The organism is Bacteroides sedimenti (assembly GCF_040365225.1).
Taxonomy (GTDB): domain Bacteria; phylum Bacteroidota; class Bacteroidia; order Bacteroidales; family Bacteroidaceae; genus Bacteroides; species Bacteroides sedimenti.
Window position 1 is genome coordinate 2,125,790 of the sequence record NZ_AP028055.1, and the last position, 18,509, is coordinate 2,144,298.

The window sequence follows — 18,509 nt, forward strand, 5'->3', positions numbered from 1 at the left end:
TCAGGAAAGCTGCGAACCAATATTTATTACGATTAAAATAAAGACTATGCATACTACAATATTAAATAAAAGCATTGGTAAATCTGTTCTCTTCTTTTTTCTGCTAGGGTGCGGTTCAACAGGGATGGCACAAAGAATAGCTTTGAAAACAAATGCTCTTTATTGGGCAACCTTATCTCCGAATATCGGAGGGGAATTTCGGCTTGCCAGGCATTTCACCCTAGATATGAACGTTGCAGGCAACTTTATCTCCAGTGATAAACGCCAACTCAAGTTTCAGCAATTTGCTCCTGAATTGCGTTACTGGCCAGGGCGTCCGATGGCACGTAACTTCTTTGGCATTACAACATCGTATACAAACTTTAATCTAAGATTTAACAAGAACTGTTATGACGGCGATGCATTTGCTGCAGGACTGGCTTATGGATTCAACTGGGTGATTGGTGGACGATGGAACATTGAAGCGTCTCTTGGAGCTGGATTGCTAAGTTACCGCGTTTTTGATTATAAAACCGATACACAAAAACCTCTTTCCCCCAATAAAAACAAAGTGATTCTTGCACCTATAAAGGCCGAAATCGCTTTTACTTACCTGCTTTACTAAGTTTCTATATTTGTAAAGTGAATTAGCTTATTTATTGCATAAGCCAAAAACCTGTTTTAGATTCCTCGCAAGAGAATTTATGCAGAGACCTACACGTATTCCATTTATTCTGATTTGCCTGTTTAGCCTGTTTACGGTTCAAGCAGTACACAATTGCTATCCTCAAAAGAAAGTTTGCTGTCCCCAAGATGACAGGTTCTTCAATATCTTGGACAGATTGCTAGCCGGAAAAACAAGACTACCTTACTAACAAAAAAGTGAATCCCCTTATTTAACTCTTTTACTGGATTGAACAGAGTTTAAATAAGGGGATTCTATAGAAAGATTAGAGAGGATTCAAGCTATAATACTATTTTTGTTTTATAATCCTGCTTAGAGAAAGTCGTAACCTGTCAGATTACATAGCGCTAAACGCTTAGTTCCTTTTTCTCAGTCTGTACTTCAGATTAGAGTTTTGTTCTTCCGTCTGTTCGGTAGCCTCTTTTTGCTTTGTAGGCTTAACAACATCCAGATTGCCATCATTCTTGGCGTCATTCTTCTCTACAGGTTTGCTTTCTATAAACGATCTTCTACCAGTCGTGATCACGCTGTCGGCAGGAATCAGAATAATATTCAATCCTTCCAGGTAATCACCTTCTGCTTTTGCCTTTACCTCGAAACTCAATTTTTGTACTTGTTTCACATTCAGGAATCCAAGCTGAACAGTGTCTACATCTATCGTGTATTTTCCGGGAGCAAGGTCCATGGTATAGAAACCTCCATCGCTCATAGTGCGAAGAACTGTTTCAAACTCTTTACCCACAGCTTTCAGGTTCAGACGTAAACCACCCTGTCCGGTTGTTGTTCCATTGCGTGCAATCAGAACTGCTCCTTCAATGGTACCACCTCTGTAGAATGGTATCTCTATACGTTTATACTGGTTGGGATCGGCAATGAAAGAGAATTTATCTTTAAGCGGCACCAGCGTAGGATCGGGAATAGCATTGCGGTTTACACTCAGGTTATATTTGTAATAACTCTGCAGTTGTGACAGTCTCAGAATACTATCTCTTCCCACTTCCATGATTGAACTACGATCCAGTTTCACACCCTGGTAAGGTAAAAGCTGGTCTCCTTCATCATATTGCCCCGAATTGTTATTATCAACAAACAGCAGTACAGATGCGGCACTTCGTCCTACCTGCTGGCGATTGCTAAATACAGTCTTGTTGTTTAGCATATCCCAGCCAATACTTCCGTTCAAGCTCTGCCTTACCCAGGTTCCACCTTCCGAACTATTCAATGTGGTGGTGCTTCTTACTTTATTCAGGTCGAGTGTAAATCCTAGCTGTGCATTTACCTTTTTAGTCAAATGGCTATAACCTAAAATAAGATTAAACCGACCGGTTTTAAAAGCGCTATGTGATAGTTCCATTTCCGATTGCTGGAACTGATTGTGTCGGATATCGTACATATTCTGTGCCCGTAGATACATCCCTCGTATGTAAACCGGCACACCCGGTGTACGTGCAATAGTATAAGTAAGTGCAGTTGTAAGAAGAGCATTGCCAAAGGTGGTTGTTCCCTGAGATGTTTCAAAATTATCACGGTAATTGAACCGCATATTTACCTTACCAAGCCGTGCGCTGAAATCCGAAAGAATAGTTGTCTGGCTGCTGTTAGGAAGTATTAGGTGATCACCACTGAACCGAATTCCGGTTTCCATTCCCAAAAGCCGGAATGGAATATAAACATTGGCATTTATATCATCGGTTGCACCGCGAAAATTGAATTCGCTTGTACCGTCAAAGCGGGTATAAATCATATTCAAGCTGAGGTTGCTGGCATACATCACGCTTCCGGTCAACCTGTAATAGTTTTGAGGAGCCGCATCCACATTCAGCAGGTATTGTTTGGCTATCCTTGCCGAAAGGCTTCCGTAATATATCTTTTTCATATTCGACAAAGACGGATTATCTCTGAATTGCGTTCCGGCCGATGCAGTAAGCCAGTTGGTTACTCCCATTGCTACATTAGCATGAGCAACCCATTTTTCTTGAATTGAATCCGCCATAAAGCCTTCCACTTTTCCTGCCTGAACATTGTATGTCACAACTCCTTTTGGTAAGAAGGTGAATGGCACCTGCAACTGTCGATCAGTCACTATCAGCTGCCCGGAAGGAGTATAGATATGCAGGCTTGTACGGGTGGTACCATAAGTAATTGGTATATTGAAACGATAGTATCCCAACTCATCGGCGCGTTTAAAACCGGCCAGGCGATCGTTTACATAAATTTCCACTTCCGAATTCGGTTCGGTGGTACCGTCAATCAAATAAGTTTCGAACATCTGACGTGGTTCAATGGGGTCGTTAGTCAACGAAAGTCCTGTGATGGAGAGTGGCTGCAGCCCGGTGGTAATTGTCTGCCCCATAGTGATACCTGAAATAAATTTATTGTCCCGAAAACCATAATGCCACCGCAATCCACTTGTATTCAGTGTATGAATACCGTTATTTGAATTATAACCATTGAATGTTCCCTGTATATCACCCCCCAACAGCTCCATACCTCCCGTAAAGGTATAACTCAGACTTTTATCCTCTTTTGAATAGTCGCCCAAGATGGAGTAATCCAGCATGGAACCATTAACAACAGAACGTTTTCGGCTGTACCCTAATGGATAATCCAGTGGCTTTATCCCGAACTCTTCAATCCTGCTCCGGGCCATTTCACGAGCCTTTCGCTCCTGAACCGGCAAGCGGTGAGTAGTCTCCAGACTTAGAAAAAGTTGATCTATATTGACCGAGAATTTCAATCCGAAAACTTCCTCAAAGATGCGTGGCGAGAGGTAATATTCCGTCTCCCCTATCTTGAAATCATCCGGTTTCAGCTGACGGGTGGTTTTGCCAAGTTGCACCTGCATGGTCAGGAAATTAATTACATAAGGATTGTCCGGAGAAATAAAATTACCACTTACCGTAAAGTTCTTCCCATCAGGCAGATAGTTAATCTCGAGTAAGCTAAAAAGTTCGTTTACAGGGAGATAAACCGCATTTGACTTGTAATCGTAGAGACACCCAACATATACACTACCCACTGCAGGATTGCTGAAAGTGAGCATCACCTCTTCCTGCTGGGCTTTGGCTGTTTTCGGTAAAAACAGTCCGAAGAAAGCAACCAATATCACTATTGGCATGCTACTGAATCGAGTATGTGTTGATTGCCTCATAATAATTTCTTTTATATTCTATTTCAATTCCACTTTTGTTTCATGCACGATGCGTGGAGTCTGTAGCAAATCTTCAGCCGCCATATCGTTGCGTTTTGATTCGAAACTAAGTTCCAGTGTATAGATTCCCGGAGCCACCTTATCCAACTTCAGGTCCATCCTACGGATTTCCTCAAAATAAACTGTTGTGGTGCTTTGTGTTTCGGCCACCACCTTACCGTTTGAATCTTTCAGCTTGGCAAACATACTACCCAGAAATGGCGCATTGCCCATTCGTTGCAGGCGAGGACGCAGTTCCAGCCTGTCCTCCTTTTGCCTTACATCCAGATTCTTTACCGTAATACCTGTATATACTTTACCCTTGTGATAAAACACAGCCGTCACCTGTTCGAAGTTTACGCTGATTTTCGTACCGATTCCTTCGGTTACAGCCTTTTCCACATCTGCAGTCTGGGGTTTCGCCATGATTTTCATACGGGTAAAGAAAAAACCCTCCTTGCGACGCTCAGCCGGTATAACCTGTACACGCACAGTGCGCTGTTCTCCACCTTTGAGGATAAAGCTGCGTGGGAAAGCCCTGATCATATTGTCGAGGGCAAAGCGGTTAAAAGCCGTCGAGTCGTTGTAGTTCATCACCAGGTTGCCATCGGCATCACTACCCGGATACCCAAAGGCAAAATTGATGGTGACTTCATAAGGCTTCTGACTATTGTTGCTCACAAATAGGTTGCCAACGCCGCTGTTTTTGTCAATAAAAACAAAGGAGGGAGCCAGAGAAATCTGTGCTTTTAATTGACCTACAAGGCTAAGCACAAACAGAATTACGGTAATAGTTTTTATTCTCTTCATAGTAATAAAAGTTTTTTTTCAGGGAATACATTATACAATTAGAATTGTTTTTAAAGTTTGATAACCAAATGTATAAAATAAAACAAAGAAAAAAAACACAATTAAAGGAAAAATTACAAAGACCGACTGTTTTTGCCAGCCTTTGTAATTGAACTACATTATTAAATTAGTTGTATGTAGCAGTGAGGGTTATTGTTCCAGTGTATTCACCTTGTTCTTGAGTTGTAATTGGTACAACAGTTCCTCCAATATTTACTGTGAAAGATTCAATTGTGTAATAGTTACCAGTACCAGTACCTATAGACAAGGCACCCGCTCCTGTTCCAGGTGTAAACGGATAATCAGCTGTTCCTCCAGTCAGTTTAGCTAATTTATTTCCAGAAAAATCAGCAAAATTAATCGGCAGAGTAGCATTCGTAGTTGTTTTAAGTTCTGTTGGTAAAGTAAAATCCAACGTCACTGCAGTATTTGCACCTTTACTAATTGTGAAAGTACCAACAGATTCTGCACCTACATTCACAGATCCGGTACCTGCTGTACCAGCTAATATTGATCCGTTATTACCAATAGTTTTACTTACATTTTGGGTAACCATCCCAAAAGATAGATCTGAGCCTGCCGTAACAGAAAGTTGCTTAATAACTTGAGCCTTCGCAGTAATATTTTTATTATCACTTTGAGCACCTTGTCCCATCACACTCATTGAAAAGCCCATCATTACAGCGAGGGCTGCTAAAATTTTAATTGTTGTTTTCATAATCTATTAAATTAATTGTAAAAGAATCCCATTATTTATTTTAAAATATACTTTACCCTTCAAGGGCTTGTTTTTTGTTTTTTTCATAGTTTTAATTTTTCCTTTCTATTCTCTCCTTTCTTCTTTCATTTAAGTGTTAAACAATATGATTAATTTAATTATATTCAACCTTGAGATAAATATCTCCCACATAAGTGGTCCTTTCATCCTCTGGCGGTGTATTTCCTTTATAATTGCGAGTAGCACTATTTTGCTTCTTTTCTTTAATGTTATGTATATAGGCACTATTTTCATTTTGCAACAAGTCTGTGCTTCCACGGATAAAGATGTAAGCATTCGGCTTTCGGGAAATGCTATTATCTGCAATCCGGTCGCCTTCGCTTAGTGCGAAAGAGGCTTCACGACCGGAATCGATTTCAGGAGGCTGACTTTTCCCATCGTTACGATATGCAAGTTTTACACCAAACGGAATTTCACTACCTTGCATATTGCGAAGCGAATCGGAAGAAGAAAGCGTAACAAGAACCTGCATTTTTTCAACGCCGGTAATATTAAGCACACATGCACCAACCAGTTTTTGTGTACCCGAAAGGGGTATCAGACTAAATTCAAAAGGCACCATATAATCCAGGGTTATTTTATCGTGCACATCGAATCTGATTTTCACATACTGGGCAAAACCGGATAAGGGCAACAAAATTAAAAGCAATCCACAGACCATTCCCCACACCTTGCGTTGCATAGTCGCTAAACCAGACCTGAACCTCCGATTGTCTCTTCTATTTTGACTCTGCTTTTTCATTTCTATATAATCTCGTTTAAATCATCCGATAATTAATATTTAGTATATTCCACGCGAATGTTTATTTGTCCGGTGTACATTCCGGCTGCCGCTCCGGTTGGTACCGGACCTAATGTTCCGTAGATAAACAGATAGGCTGTAGCTCTGGGTGCTGTATACCCCACATGATTAGGTGTGGGCGGTGGCGCCGGTACGCCTGAAGCACGCCTTAGAACAGGAAATGTAATGCTGGTAAAACCATTTGGCACCAGTACAGAGGCTACTTTTGCATCAGCTTCACCACTTTTTCCTACATTAGAATAGGCCAAACCCAACTTCAACGGAATATTATTGGAACTCAAACTGAGGTTTGCAGGTGCATCGATGGTTACTGTTACATCCAGGTTAGCCTGCGCTTCAATGGCCATAACAGTTGTTGCATTATCTGCCAGATTGATGGTTACTGTTTGGCCTCCAACAATTACTGGTTCTTTATCATTAAAGTTCAGCCCTGTCCCATTAATTTGAGTCAAAATGATATCACCTGAGGCGTAAGTCCCGAAGCTGATACGCTGGGCTGCTACATTTCCTGCCAAGATTAGGCTAAATATTAGAAAAAGGGCAATATGTTTAACAAACTGTTTCATATCAAATGTATTCAATTTGAATAGTAAACTCTCCATCATAGCTTCCCGGGCTTGCCTGGTTAATATCAATCCTTCCGCCTATCCAGAAAAAGTATTTTCTGTCACTGCTCATCTGCAATGTATTCTCCACAGCATCAATAGGCTGACTGGCGCTTTGGTTATCTCCTGGATAGCCATATATCTCATAATGCAGTAACAACCTTCCGGAACCTGTAGTGTTCATTATTTCTACCACCGGTGGAAATTTGACCCTAATTTTAGCATTGGATTTTCCCTTTACCATCATCACAGCTGCTTTCGAATCATACTTTGGCGACACATAGATTATACCATTAACGGCTGCACTCTCATCTATATCTATATTCTTAATCGTAACAAGCTCTATCTGTGATTTATCAACCACCGTAGCCTGGGCCTTGATAGAAATCACCGAATTATTCTGTTCTTGAGCATTAAGTGTCATGGCAGAAAGAGCTAGTAATATTGGCAATATGTAACGCATAGTTTTCATGACCTCTATTAATTTAATCCATTTAATACCTATTGAAATATCACAATAATCTACATCTAGAATGCAATTATCATTGAAAACTATTATTAATTCATTAGAATCATTTTCCGGGATTCAGCAGTGTCACCACTAATGAACCGGATCAGATATACTCCAGGCGATTTACCTCCCGCTTGCCACTGAATCTCTGTGAATCCAGACGGATAATCAGCATCCGTAAGCACATCAATCAATGTTCCACGTAAATCGTACAGACAGATACGTACATGCGCTCCCTCTGGTAAACTAAACCTCACGGCAGTACTTTCCCTGAAAGGATTCGGATAGTTCGGCAAAAGGCGTGGTATGGGTGCCAGATATTCGCTGTTGACTTTTGAGATAACGATGCTGAAAGGAGGCAATTCTGTATTACTTCTTGTCAGGCTACGTTGGGACACAGGTCTTATCAACCGTCCAGGAATATACGATTGCTGAACAGACACCGATTTTGTGGTTGGTGTTGCATAATTAAAAGTATATTCCGCATTATCATTCATAGATACAACCTTCGAGTTACGGTTATCCTGAAGGTTAATATACCATCCAGAAGGCCAATTGTCTGGAAGCTGCCATTGAAGAGTATAATTCCCGTTGATACCTGTGCCATCGACCACTCCACCTACGTAAAGAGGAATGCTAATCACACTGTTATCAGAAAGAGGCGGAAGATTATTAATCACCAACGGACTTACATGTTTGGACGAACTCAGAGTAAACAGTTCGAGCCATGAACTGTTCATCGGTTCAAGACGATAACCATCCTGGTTGTCAGGTCCGACAACTCCATTGTTTTCAAACGAAATAAATGATGTTGTCTTCATCTGGTCTGCAGTCAAGGTTATAGGCACGCTAATGTTTTCATCAAGCGATTCGCTTCTTGTAAAAATGCTTGTAGCATTTGATTTAGCTGCATTATTAAAGCTCAGCAATGGTGATGCCGCATTGGCATGAACCCAGAATGCCTGGAAAGGTGCAATCTTTCCGTTTCCCACTCCGGTAGTTCCATTCCATGCCAGATAATCACCATTTCCACCATTGGCAGACGGATCCCATACATAGATGGTATTATCAAGATAGGTTTTCGTCCAGGCCGAGCCGGTGATATCCCAGTCAAGAGTACTGGCTGTAGGGTTCCCTATCAAATTCCATCCTTGGTCGAGGGAGTTGATATCGTAATAGGTTGTATCAGTAGACGAAGTAGGACCTTGCTGTGCATTTCGGGGAGTATAAGTCAGATTATAACTAAAATTTCCGCTGCCATTGTAATTTTCGATACCTGTAAGGGATATAGTCTGTGGAAGTAGATCCAAATAATTTCCACCACCAATTATACCTGCTCCATTAAACAGATAGTGGAAATATCCTTTACCATTGACCATATTTTCTGTCATACTAGATGGTTTCCTCCATCCCTGCAAGGTTGTTCCACCGTCTGTTTCATCCCACCACAAAAGGTTGGGTTGCAAAGCCGGATAGGTTGAGCCTGTAAAGCCCTGGGTTACCAGTGGTGCTTGAAACATGCTACCGAAAGTTGCAGGTACAGGCGAAGCCACCATGCGCCATCCTTTAGTACCGGTAAACTCGCGTTTTACTTCAAGACGTGGCGTGCTGCTACTGAGATTCAGGTAGGTGGAACCAGAATTGAGGATAATTTTCGCATTTCCAGCCGTTTGAACTAATATTGCTTCCGGTTGAATAGTCATCACCGGTCCAGGATCAAGAGTAACGGTTGCACCATCAGCAATCATCAACGAATCACCAATAGTTACATCATTAGTAGTTTTAACGCCACTGATTAACGGATATTTCGGAACCGATTGAGGAATATAAATACAATCCGTACTAACAGGGACCGAAGAGGATGACCAATTTTCAGGGGTAGACCACTTGTTATCGGCCCCGGTACCTATCCAATATATTCCCCATCCGCCTAAACCGAAATTTCCAAATTCAGTAAACGGATTTACATTGGTATATTTTAGATCTGTAGTATGAGTAACAGGATATCCTTTATTCGTATTACCATCACCTTTTAACATATTAGGAGATTTTACCCACCATCCGGTACCATCGAGTGTCAGCTTAAAAGAAAAGGCACTTCCACCAGACTGAGAAATTGTCCAGTATCGTAGAGCAAACGGGCGTGTCCATTGGGGAAAAGTGCCAGGTATTAAACCTTCAATTTGTTCAACTGCAACCGTACTGGTTCCTGTTAAAGCAGTATATTCCAAGTTAAGGGGTCGGTAGTTGCCTCCTTTACCAATTGGGAATATCTTCGAACCTATTGCGGTATAAACACGAGCCAATTTTCCATTGACATAGCTGGAGACACTTGCGCCGGTAATCGATCCGGAACTTGGATTAGTCACAGTAATGGTATTGCTGCCTGTAGTAATCAAGCCTTTAATCAGATTTAGTGTTTCTGTAACTGTTTCATTGTTTCCAAGTGTTACTCCAGGACCAATATTATTGATAGTGATATTATTGAATGAAGTTATAACCGTTCCACCTATAGTTTGTGGTGTTGGCCCAGACCCGATAAAACTGACTGATTTTGAGTTGAGATTGAAATTGATGTTATTATTAATCCAGTTACCTATTATCGTAAAATCTCCCCCAGCAGTTTTTACTCCTGAATCGCTAAAGGTAACGTTATTAAAGCTGCTGGCTCCAATGGTAGCGACAGTAGCTCCATAAAAGTTAATAGTTGAACTTGCAGGTGTGAATGTACCGCCGTTTATTGTCCAATTACCACCAACATTTAGAGTACTTGAACCGCCATTCAGTGTACCGGCAGTAACAGATACATCAGTAGGAATTGTATGATTATGCCCTATGCCCAAATTCAAAGTTCCTCCATTACCACTAACTATCAACGATTTCCCTGATACATTTCCCGCAAAAACAACCGAACCTGCAGTACGTTGCATGAAAATGCTACCATTAGTTGTAAAGCCATCAACTGAGCTTGTTGCAGAATTTGAATCTATAAAATAAACATTGGCAGTTTCGAATATTAAAGTACCTGTATTGACCATCCCCCCTGTAAGCTTCAATGTACTAGAGCCATTTTGGTTGGGACCCCTTAAATCCAATGTACCGCTATTTACTAAATCTCCTGTAATAAACATAGGGAAGAATGAAGGATTTGATACCCACAAGATGGATCCGGCATTCGTGGTGCTTCCCGACACCCAAAATCCGGATTTTTTATCGAGTAGCAATATACTACCTGAATTGATTACCAATGAAGCGCAATCAATAGTACTTTGGTTGCCAGTTGATTTATAGTTTACATTATTTGTATTTGTAGTAGCTATTACAACATTATCCTCGGCTGTTGGCACTTTGTTATTCACCCATGTGGACGGTTTTGTCCAATCTCCCCCAGCCGCTTTACTGGTTATGGTTGCTCCCTTCGCCACCATCGGCACCAGCAATAAAATAATTGCAATTATTCCCATTTTACATAGCCGATTCATCTCAATCGTCCAGAAAAAAGGTTTGCCAGGTTTACTGTCCCGAAAATCGGGAAGCTTTATCAGCGGTACCATATCCATTAATATTTTATATTTATTACAAAGCATATAGGTCTCTATTATTTATCAGATTTAACACTAAAGCTATATCTAACCTATTTTAATTTTAACATTATTGAGATATCACGCGTACTGTCGTTATTCGTTTTCATGCAAAGACGTATAGCAAATGAGTTTTCGAGTACCGGACGAAAATCATAACCTTGAAAAACCATAGCCAGGATTAGAGTCTCCTTATCCGGTGAAAAAGTGCCGAAAAGAGGGAGAATTTTCATTAATTCAACTTCTGCAATCTCAGCATACATAAGCCCTTGGTCTTCTGATAAATACAAGCAGATAGCATTCTTAAAATAATTCTCCACATACCTCTGAAACAGAGAAAAATTTTCCGCATCCATTCTCCAGGAATCATTATATTTGTTAAGCCGGAGTAATAGTTTTCTTTCTGTAACAGCATCTATCATTTCATTTATTTAATTTAAGTAAAGTTTCCCATAGCAGGTTAACTTTAGATAAATAACATTAACAGTAAAGAAAGGTTTTTTAATTAACAAAACATTAACTTTTAATAACTATACACCATGATTATTCATTTTTAAATATCAACATTATAATTTTTGTTTTATAAAACAGGATGACTTCAGAATGCATTATAACGGTATACATATTCACATTATAATGTCTATTTTCGCAATAAATAACCCGATTTTAGCTTATTTGGATAAATCTGAATGAATCCTTAGAAGTTTCTTAAATGAATAGTGTTGATCTATTGGCTTGCTGTAACAGATTAGAAAAAACGTACATTCATATAGTTAATATTTCCCATTTTTGAATATAAAAACTTTCATTCAGTTAATTTCGTGACTTCATGAAAGATAATGATTATCATTATTACAACATTTTTTGCTAAACATCTGTGTAATAAGGTAAAAAACAACAATTACCAAATATAATATTATCATATTTACCATTGTTTCGTTATGTAAAAAATACTTCTATAAGCCCGAATTGAGCTAAGGAAGCGTGTTGCTTTCGGCAACTTTGCTGGCTGATCAAATCAATGACAAGATAGGCATTGCGGTAAGTAAGAAGATGATTGTGAAGCTGGGGCGGAATAAAAGACAACCCAAGTAAGGGTTAAGAATTCATTAGTCAACCCATTACAGTATTTAGAACAACAGTAGTCAACTCAAAACCAACGATTAGAGAAACAAGGCAATCAATTAACCCAAACAACACCGACAATTACCTCAATCATGTACAAGATTCAATTAGTTCATCACCAATAAAACACTAATTCTTGAAGGCAGACCGTATAAACCAAAAGGAATAAACGATAAATTCATCTTAAAGCATTAATAACAATCAGCATATCACCTTCATATTGTGAATAGCTTTCAAAATTGTATCTTTGCTGGATAAGCAACAAGGGGTGCATTTTTCATTAAATCTAATCACCTAGCCAAAACAACCTAAGTAACTGTACTAAATTCCGAAGGGTAAAGAAAACTAAAAAACATTTATTTTTCAAACTATCTTTATAAAGTCAAATTAATTACGTATATTTGTAACTGAACAATCAAGTTTATCTTGTATCCTTCTAAGCAATGCTTTGCTTCGCTGCTATACGGCGAATCTTCTCATCGTCAAAATCGACATCAAAATCAACTTACTTGTTTAAAGCATTAACAAGTTGCAAAAGAGTTCAGCACTATTATCTGGAAAATTCGAGGGAATTTATTTAAATCGCAATTTAATATCCTGAGAAACAAAATCACCGACTATTCAAGATTGAAATGAGTATTTCCATCTCGTTCCCGGGAAAGTTAAAAGCCAGATGCTCAATTAGAATTAGCATAAAAAAAGATATAATTAATGGCAAAACCAAATTCATTCAGTAAAAGAGATTTAGAAAAGAAAAAGGAGTTAAAAAAACAAGAAAAGCTAAAGCGTAAAGAAGAACGCAAAGCTAATGCCGGTAGCAAATCATTCGACGATATGATAGCTTACGTAGATGAGAATGGGGTTATTACAGATACACCACCCGATCCTCAGAATAAACAGGAAATTAATATCGAAGACATCGCAGTTTCGACTCCTAAAAAAGAGGATATAATAGAAGAAACTGTATTAACAGGGCAGGTTGAACATTTTAACCAGGAAAAAGGATTTGGTTTTATTAAGCGAATAGGAAGCATGGAGAAGTATTTTTTTCATATAAGTAATGCCCCTGCCTCTATAGCAAAAGGAAATATGGTTACATTCGAGGTGGAACACGATCTGAGAGGTGCTAGTGCCGTGAAGATTACTCTTGCCATTAAGGATGACCAAAAACAATAATAAGTAATAAAAAAAGAGATGAACATTTACGTATCAAGTCTAAGCTACAACACAACAAGTGAGAGCTTACAGGAATTATTTGCAGAATATGGAGAAGTAACTTCAGCCAATGTTATCATAGACAGAGAAACTGGAAGATCTCGCGGCTTTGCCTTTGTTGAAATGCCTAATGACGAAGAAGCTCAGAATGCTATTGCAAAATTAAATGAGACTGAATTTGAAGGAAAGACTATCAACGTAACAGTTGCACGTCCAAGAACTGAAAGAAGCAACAGCGGTTATAACAATCGCGGCGGAAACAGTGGCGGATTTAATAGAAGACGTTATTAATCGAACCTATTCTTATATAAAACGGGAAGACAATAATGTCTTCCCGTTTTTTATGCTGATAATTTATATTATTCCAAATAAGGATTGGTACAGGTATCCTCCCTGTTATTTATGCATCCAGATGGATTGCACCTTCTTGCGGATGGCAACTATATTCAGTGAAGAAACCAGGATAAAGAGGGTGAGCCCAATCACAATGGCTGGTAAAAGGGTGCCGGTTTCCATTTGCGGGAAGAGGGAAGTTACTATATCCATGTAGTAACTGCGTGCCCATCCCACCAACAAAACGGCAAGTATCAGCACCACAAAGTTAAGTCCTAGTGTAAGCAACTGGTAAGGTAATGCTACGCGTCCCGGGCTATAGCCTATCAGCAGGAGATTCTCCAGCTTGGTAGTATTTTTCTGCAGCAAGAGATAGATACTGAGCATCAGAATGTAGAATGAGAGAACGCTGATAAAGAGTCCCACAGCAAGCACAATACCGGTAATCAGTTTCAGGAAATAGGTAGTTTTACCTGCATCTAGTTTATTATCTTCGGTTTCATATCCTTTCTTCTGAAAGAACTGAGCTATCTTTTCATCAGCAGGGTTCTTCACTTCTACTATGAGCCGGGAAGTCTGAGCCTGCTTATCGGGAGCATAGATCTTATTTGCCCAATTCATAAACTCTTCGGGCACCAGAATGGTGTTCAGACGGCTTGAGAACCCTACAATGTTTCCTTTGTACTTATCAATCCGGTTGTTGCCCCGGATAACCACATCGAGCTTGATCATTCCCATCAGTCCTTCGGACAATTTAGGAAGGCTGCGTGCCTGTGCAAAACCAAAATTGTATAAGTTAAGGTAGTTGCGGGGAAGAATAATAGGAATGGTATGTGAGTTCTCGTCGAAATGCCATTTATCAAGGCTGACATCGACATACTCATTTGGCACCGATTCAAAAAACATCTCGGTTGCCAGATGAAAATCGGACTGCTCCATGCCAAATCCGGCTGTTACGGAGAATTGAGAAGGCATAAACATTCCCACATTCCGAGCGAACGGTTGTGCCTTCACCTCGTTTATCTCATCTTCAGTAAAGGAGTTGCTGGCTCCGGTAAAGGTACCCAGCGTGCTTACTTTCTTGGTGGCAATCACAAAATCGCGCTTGATAAAGCTGTCGCCCTCGGTAAAGACGGGAGCAATGTCCTTGTAGAACTGTACGCTGAGTGCCACAATCATCATCCCAAAAAGGTTCGCGAAGAAAAAACCGCCCAGTTGGGGCAGACTGATATGCTGACGAAGTAGTTTCCAGACAAGTTTCATAACTTAAATATTTTATTGTAGTCCAACTCAATGTGCTTGCCAATAGAAGTCACAATAATGCCTGCTCCCTGTTTGTTGACTTCCTGCATCAGCAGTTCGCCCATGATCTGACCGTTGGTTTCATCAAGGTGGCTGATGGGCTCGTCCAGAAAGATAAAATCAAACGGCTGGCACAACGAACGGATAAAAGCCACACGCTGCTGCTGTCCGAATGAGAGTTTTCTCACCTTGGCATCAAGCTTATCTGGTATTCCCATGGTTTCGAAGTATCCTTCTATCTCCTGCTTGGTTTTATAGTGTGTCAGGTTGTTCTTCAACAGAATATTCTCCATAGCGGTCAGTTCACCAAAGAGACGCATATCCTGAAAAAGCATACTCAAAGAGTTTTTGCGGATATCCACCCAATTGGATACAGAAAGGGAACGGATATTTTCATTGCCGAAAAGGATTTTCCCCTGATAATCATTCCGGTATCCGTAAATAAAGCTGCAAAGGGATGATTTACCCGTGCCCGAATCGGCTTCCACCAGATAGATCCCTCCTTTTTTAAATTCCAGATTCTGCTGCCACACATCGGAGACAACCGAATCACGTTCAGCAAACACATTTGGTAATGTATGCTGCAAGCTAATGTTATTCATTGATCTGTTTCAATTATAATCAGTTTTGACCAAGTACGCCCTGCAATCCAACAATGAGCTGCTTCAGAACATTCTCGTCTTTGTTTTTCATAAAAATGTTTATCACGCCTTTATTTTCGGTAACATTGTATGCTTCCATATAAGAAAATTTGGAGAGAATAGAGTGAACCATTTTTCCTTGTGAACCAAAGCGATCGAACGCACCGTTCACCAAGGGTAAATTCATTATATTTTCCATATCAAGGATGAAATAACCTTTGGTTTTGTTACGTACAGCCTCATATCTGGCTCCAGCCATCGAACCTGCCACCTCTTTCCCGATGTTCTTATACAAATTCTCATCGTTAGTGAGATAGAAATAGTTTCCACGCACTCCGAAATGAATGGGAGAAGGGAACATTGCACTCTTAACCAAATATTCGTTTTTACCAGATGAGGATATTGTCATTCCAACCTGATCGAAATCACTCTTGAAAGCATATAATATTCCGGCCGCGGCAGGATCTGTTACCTCTGCATAAGCCAGGAAAGAAGGAATTCCCTTTTCGCTGAAAGAAGAGATTGCCATAGACACATCGCCGTTCAATGCTGTAATGCTCTTTTTCAGATCGAGTCCCGGCGTGAAACGGGAACTTTGCACCATGTTTTTGAACTCCTGACTACTGCTCAACACCTTATACAATCGATCTCCTTTTACACTTGCAGTTAAGAACATCAGCGAAGAAGAAGGGAAGCGATTCAGGAAAGCCTGCTTAATATATCCGCTCATTTCAGACTGTTTCTTTATATAAGCCATCAATGAATCGTTTTCGGTATAATATTCGCAATCGGCGGCTATCTTTCCATTTTCGAAATTTACAGCAACAATGGTCATCAAATCTCGCATATCGGTACCTTCGGGAAGCCCCATCTTCATGGAAAGAGAAGTTATATCAGGCATTGAGGCAAAAGAGTAAAACATTCCGATGTCGCTCTTCTTAGCAACCATTTTCTGAAAACCTTTATTGGAAGAGATGCCCACATTTTCACTCTGCGTCATCAGTTTTTCGACATGCTCTTTCACAGGAAGCGAACGGGCATTGGTTGTTTTAAGCAAAAGCAGCGAGCTATTATCAAATGCGCAGATTCCATACCCGTGAAGCACTGTCCAGCTATAGCTAGTTCCTTTTTCAAGCGGATCGCACATACCGTCGGCCTGCATCAGTTTAATGGCATCTTCCAGATCACTCTTGTCAGTTACCCTCAAAACCAATCCTGGCTCCTTCTCACTGGTCATAAAAAAATAAGCATTATCTTTTATGGAAAGACCAGCTTTCGAAGGATTCTGAATCAGTCTGGCCAGCTTCTGATTGTTCATGGATGCCGTCATCTGCTTTATTATGGATTCTTTGCCATCCAGTAATCCACCTTTGGTAATGATAGATTGAACATTCAGAGAGACCACTACCGGAGAATTTGATGGGATGACCCGGGAGTATTCTTTATCCTTGGAACATGAGCCCAGCAACAGCACTGCCAACATCAGCACTGATAAACGGAAAAAAAACTTTTGTGTATTCATCTGTATTTAAAATAAGTTATTGATTCATGAGATTCAGAGTGTGACAAGCCACCAGCGCGGCGGTTTCGGTACGAAGACGCGACTTTCCGAGGCTGATGGGCTGAAATCCCCTGGCGATTGCCTTTTCTACTTCTTCGGGACTGAAGTCACCTTCAGGGCCAATCATCACCAGGGCATCTTCTCCTTTTCTAAGAACATCTTTGAGCAAGGGTTTTTCGCCCTCGTAGCAATGTGCAATAAATTTCTGGCCTGGAAAATCATGCGCTATGAAACGTTCAAAATCAGTCATTTCGTTAAGTACGGGAAGCGTTGCCTTTAATGACTGCTTTATAGCGGAAACCAGAATTTTTTCTATTCTTTCATTTTTAATGACCTTTCGCTCAGAGAAACGGCAGTTAAGGAAGGTAAGCTCGTCGAAACCGATCTCTGTGGCTTTTTCTGCAAACCATTCGTTGCGATCCATGTTCTTGGTGGGTGCCATGGCTATGTGCAAATGACACGCCCAGGGCTTTTCCTGTGGAATTGTTTCCAGAATGGAGACAAAGCATTTTTTTCCGGTTGTCATGCTGATTTCTGCTTTGTAGAAAGAACCATGACCATCGGTCAGCATAATTTCATCACCTTGAGAGAGACGAAGAACACGTAAACAATGTTGGGCCTCCTCATCGGGAAGTTCATTCTTTGTTAAAATTTCGGGAGTATAAAAAACATGCATTTTATTTTGTTCTGTAATCTTAAATGTTATTCGAATTCTTTTCCTGCTCTCTGCGCTTTATTTCATCGCGAAGTGCAGATGCCAGCTCGTAGTTCTCATCCTTGACAGCCTGTGCCAGAGACTCTTTTAACATATCGAGCGTATCTACATTTTCATGTACACTCTCCAGCGGTTCAGGTTCTGGAATATATCCTTCCGAGTCCATTATCTCGACGGTTGTATAAATAGGACATCCGAAACGAAGGGCCAGTGCAATGGCATCGGATGTTCTGGAATCAATCTTAAACTCCTCACCTTCGTGCTCAAAGTAAAGATAAGAATAAAATATCCCTTCTCTTACTTTATAAATAAATACCTGCTGAAGCTTTGTGTGAAGATGATCTGAAAAGGTAACGAACAGGTCGTGTGTAAAAGGACGGGGGGCGGCAAGTCCTTTCAGTTTGAATGCTATAACCTGCGCTTCAATAGAACCAATAATGATTGGCAGCTGACGAGGGCCTCCCACCTCTTCCAGCACCAGCGCGAAAGCATTTGCCTGCAACTGACTGTTGGAAACATTAAGCACGCGAAGTTCTACTTTATTATCCACGTTGATTGTAATTTTAGATTGTGGAACAAATATAGACAAAATTTTTGGATGAAATACCGATGACAGTTAATTATAAAAAAAAAGGCT

The 18,509-nt window shown here is 40.3% G+C and carries 16 protein-coding genes; 3 read left to right on the forward strand and 13 right to left on the reverse strand.

What is annotated here, in order from left to right; translation table 11 throughout:
• Positions 1–46 precede the first annotated feature (46 nt).
• Positions 47–604, forward strand: a complete 558-nt coding sequence (locus tag ABWU87_RS08505; RefSeq protein ID WP_353329863.1) for a DUF3575 domain-containing protein — start codon at positions 47–49, stop codon at positions 602–604.
• Between the two features lie 415 nt (positions 605–1,019).
• Here ABWU87_RS08505 and ABWU87_RS08510 read toward each other — a convergent pair whose 3' ends face one another.
• The 8 genes from ABWU87_RS08510 to ABWU87_RS08545 form a co-directional block, all read right to left on the reverse strand.
• On the reverse strand, positions 1,020–3,815 hold the full coding sequence (locus ABWU87_RS08510) for a hypothetical protein (RefSeq protein ID WP_353329865.1): 2,796 nt from the start codon (positions 3,813–3,815) through the stop codon (positions 1,020–1,022).
• Positions 3,816–3,833: 18 nt separating this feature from the next.
• Complete coding sequence (locus tag ABWU87_RS08515; protein ID WP_353329867.1) at positions 3,834–4,664, reverse strand: hypothetical protein; 831 nt, start codon at positions 4,662–4,664, stop codon at positions 3,834–3,836.
• Positions 4,665–4,830: 166 nt separating this feature from the next.
• Positions 4,831–5,421, reverse strand: a complete 591-nt coding sequence (locus ABWU87_RS08520; protein WP_353329869.1) for a DUF4402 domain-containing protein — start codon at positions 5,419–5,421, stop codon at positions 4,831–4,833.
• A 154-nt stretch (positions 5,422–5,575) separates the two neighbouring features.
• Positions 5,576–6,223: a hypothetical protein gene (locus tag ABWU87_RS08525; protein ID WP_353329871.1), complete on the reverse strand. Its 648-nt coding sequence runs from the start codon at positions 6,221–6,223 to the stop codon at positions 5,576–5,578.
• 32 nt (positions 6,224–6,255) lie between these two features.
• On the reverse strand, positions 6,256–6,849 hold the full coding sequence (locus ABWU87_RS08530; RefSeq protein WP_353329873.1) for a hypothetical protein: 594 nt from the start codon (positions 6,847–6,849) through the stop codon (positions 6,256–6,258).
• A gap of 1 nt (position 6,850) precedes the next feature.
• A complete protein-coding gene (locus ABWU87_RS08535) occupies positions 6,851–7,360 on the reverse strand; it encodes a DUF4402 domain-containing protein (RefSeq protein WP_353329874.1) in 510 nt (169 codons plus the stop codon).
• 86 nt (positions 7,361–7,446) lie between these two features.
• Positions 7,447–10,959 (reverse strand): T9SS type A sorting domain-containing protein, encoded by a 3,513-nt coding sequence (locus ABWU87_RS08540; protein WP_353329876.1) that lies wholly within the window; start codon positions 10,957–10,959, stop codon positions 7,447–7,449.
• Between the two features lie 74 nt (positions 10,960–11,033).
• A complete protein-coding gene (locus ABWU87_RS08545; protein ID WP_353329878.1) occupies positions 11,034–11,402 on the reverse strand; it encodes a hypothetical protein in 369 nt (122 codons plus the stop codon).
• 1,414 nt (positions 11,403–12,816) lie between these two features.
• Here ABWU87_RS08545 and ABWU87_RS08550 point away from each other — a divergent pair.
• Positions 12,817–13,281, forward strand: a complete 465-nt coding sequence (locus tag ABWU87_RS08550; RefSeq protein WP_353329880.1) for a cold shock domain-containing protein — start codon at positions 12,817–12,819, stop codon at positions 13,279–13,281.
• Positions 13,282–13,299: 18 nt separating this feature from the next.
• Positions 13,300–13,611, forward strand: coding sequence for an RNA recognition motif domain-containing protein (locus ABWU87_RS08555; RefSeq protein ID WP_353329882.1), 312 nt, complete (start codon positions 13,300–13,302; stop codon positions 13,609–13,611).
• Positions 13,612–13,716: 105 nt separating this feature from the next.
• On the opposite strand, the gene ABWU87_RS08560 is transcribed toward ABWU87_RS08555, so the two are convergent.
• The 5 genes from ABWU87_RS08560 to ABWU87_RS08580 are packed head-to-tail and all read right to left on the reverse strand — an operon-like array spanning position 13,717 to position 18,422.
• Entirely contained in the window at positions 13,717–14,916 is a 1,200-nt protein-coding gene (locus ABWU87_RS08560) for an ABC transporter permease (protein WP_353329883.1), read from the reverse strand.
• Entirely contained in the window at positions 14,913–15,557 is a 645-nt protein-coding gene (locus tag ABWU87_RS08565; protein ID WP_353329885.1) for an ATP-binding cassette domain-containing protein, read from the reverse strand. Before ABWU87_RS08565 ends, ABWU87_RS08560 begins: the two co-directional genes overlap by 4 nt.
• A 19-nt stretch (positions 15,558–15,576) precedes the next feature.
• Entirely contained in the window at positions 15,577–17,118 is a 1,542-nt protein-coding gene (locus ABWU87_RS08570; RefSeq protein WP_353329887.1) for a DUF4836 family protein, read from the reverse strand.
• Between the two features lie 16 nt (positions 17,119–17,134).
• The gene (locus tag ABWU87_RS08575) at positions 17,135–17,833 is read right to left on the reverse strand and encodes a 16S rRNA (uracil(1498)-N(3))-methyltransferase (protein ID WP_353329889.1); all 699 of its coding nucleotides are present in this window, start codon (positions 17,831–17,833) and stop codon (positions 17,135–17,137) included.
• A 19-nt stretch (positions 17,834–17,852) separates the two neighbouring features.
• The gene (locus ABWU87_RS08580; protein ID WP_353329891.1) at positions 17,853–18,422 is read right to left on the reverse strand and encodes a bifunctional nuclease domain-containing protein; all 570 of its coding nucleotides are present in this window, start codon (positions 18,420–18,422) and stop codon (positions 17,853–17,855) included.
• Positions 18,423–18,509 lie beyond the last annotated feature (87 nt).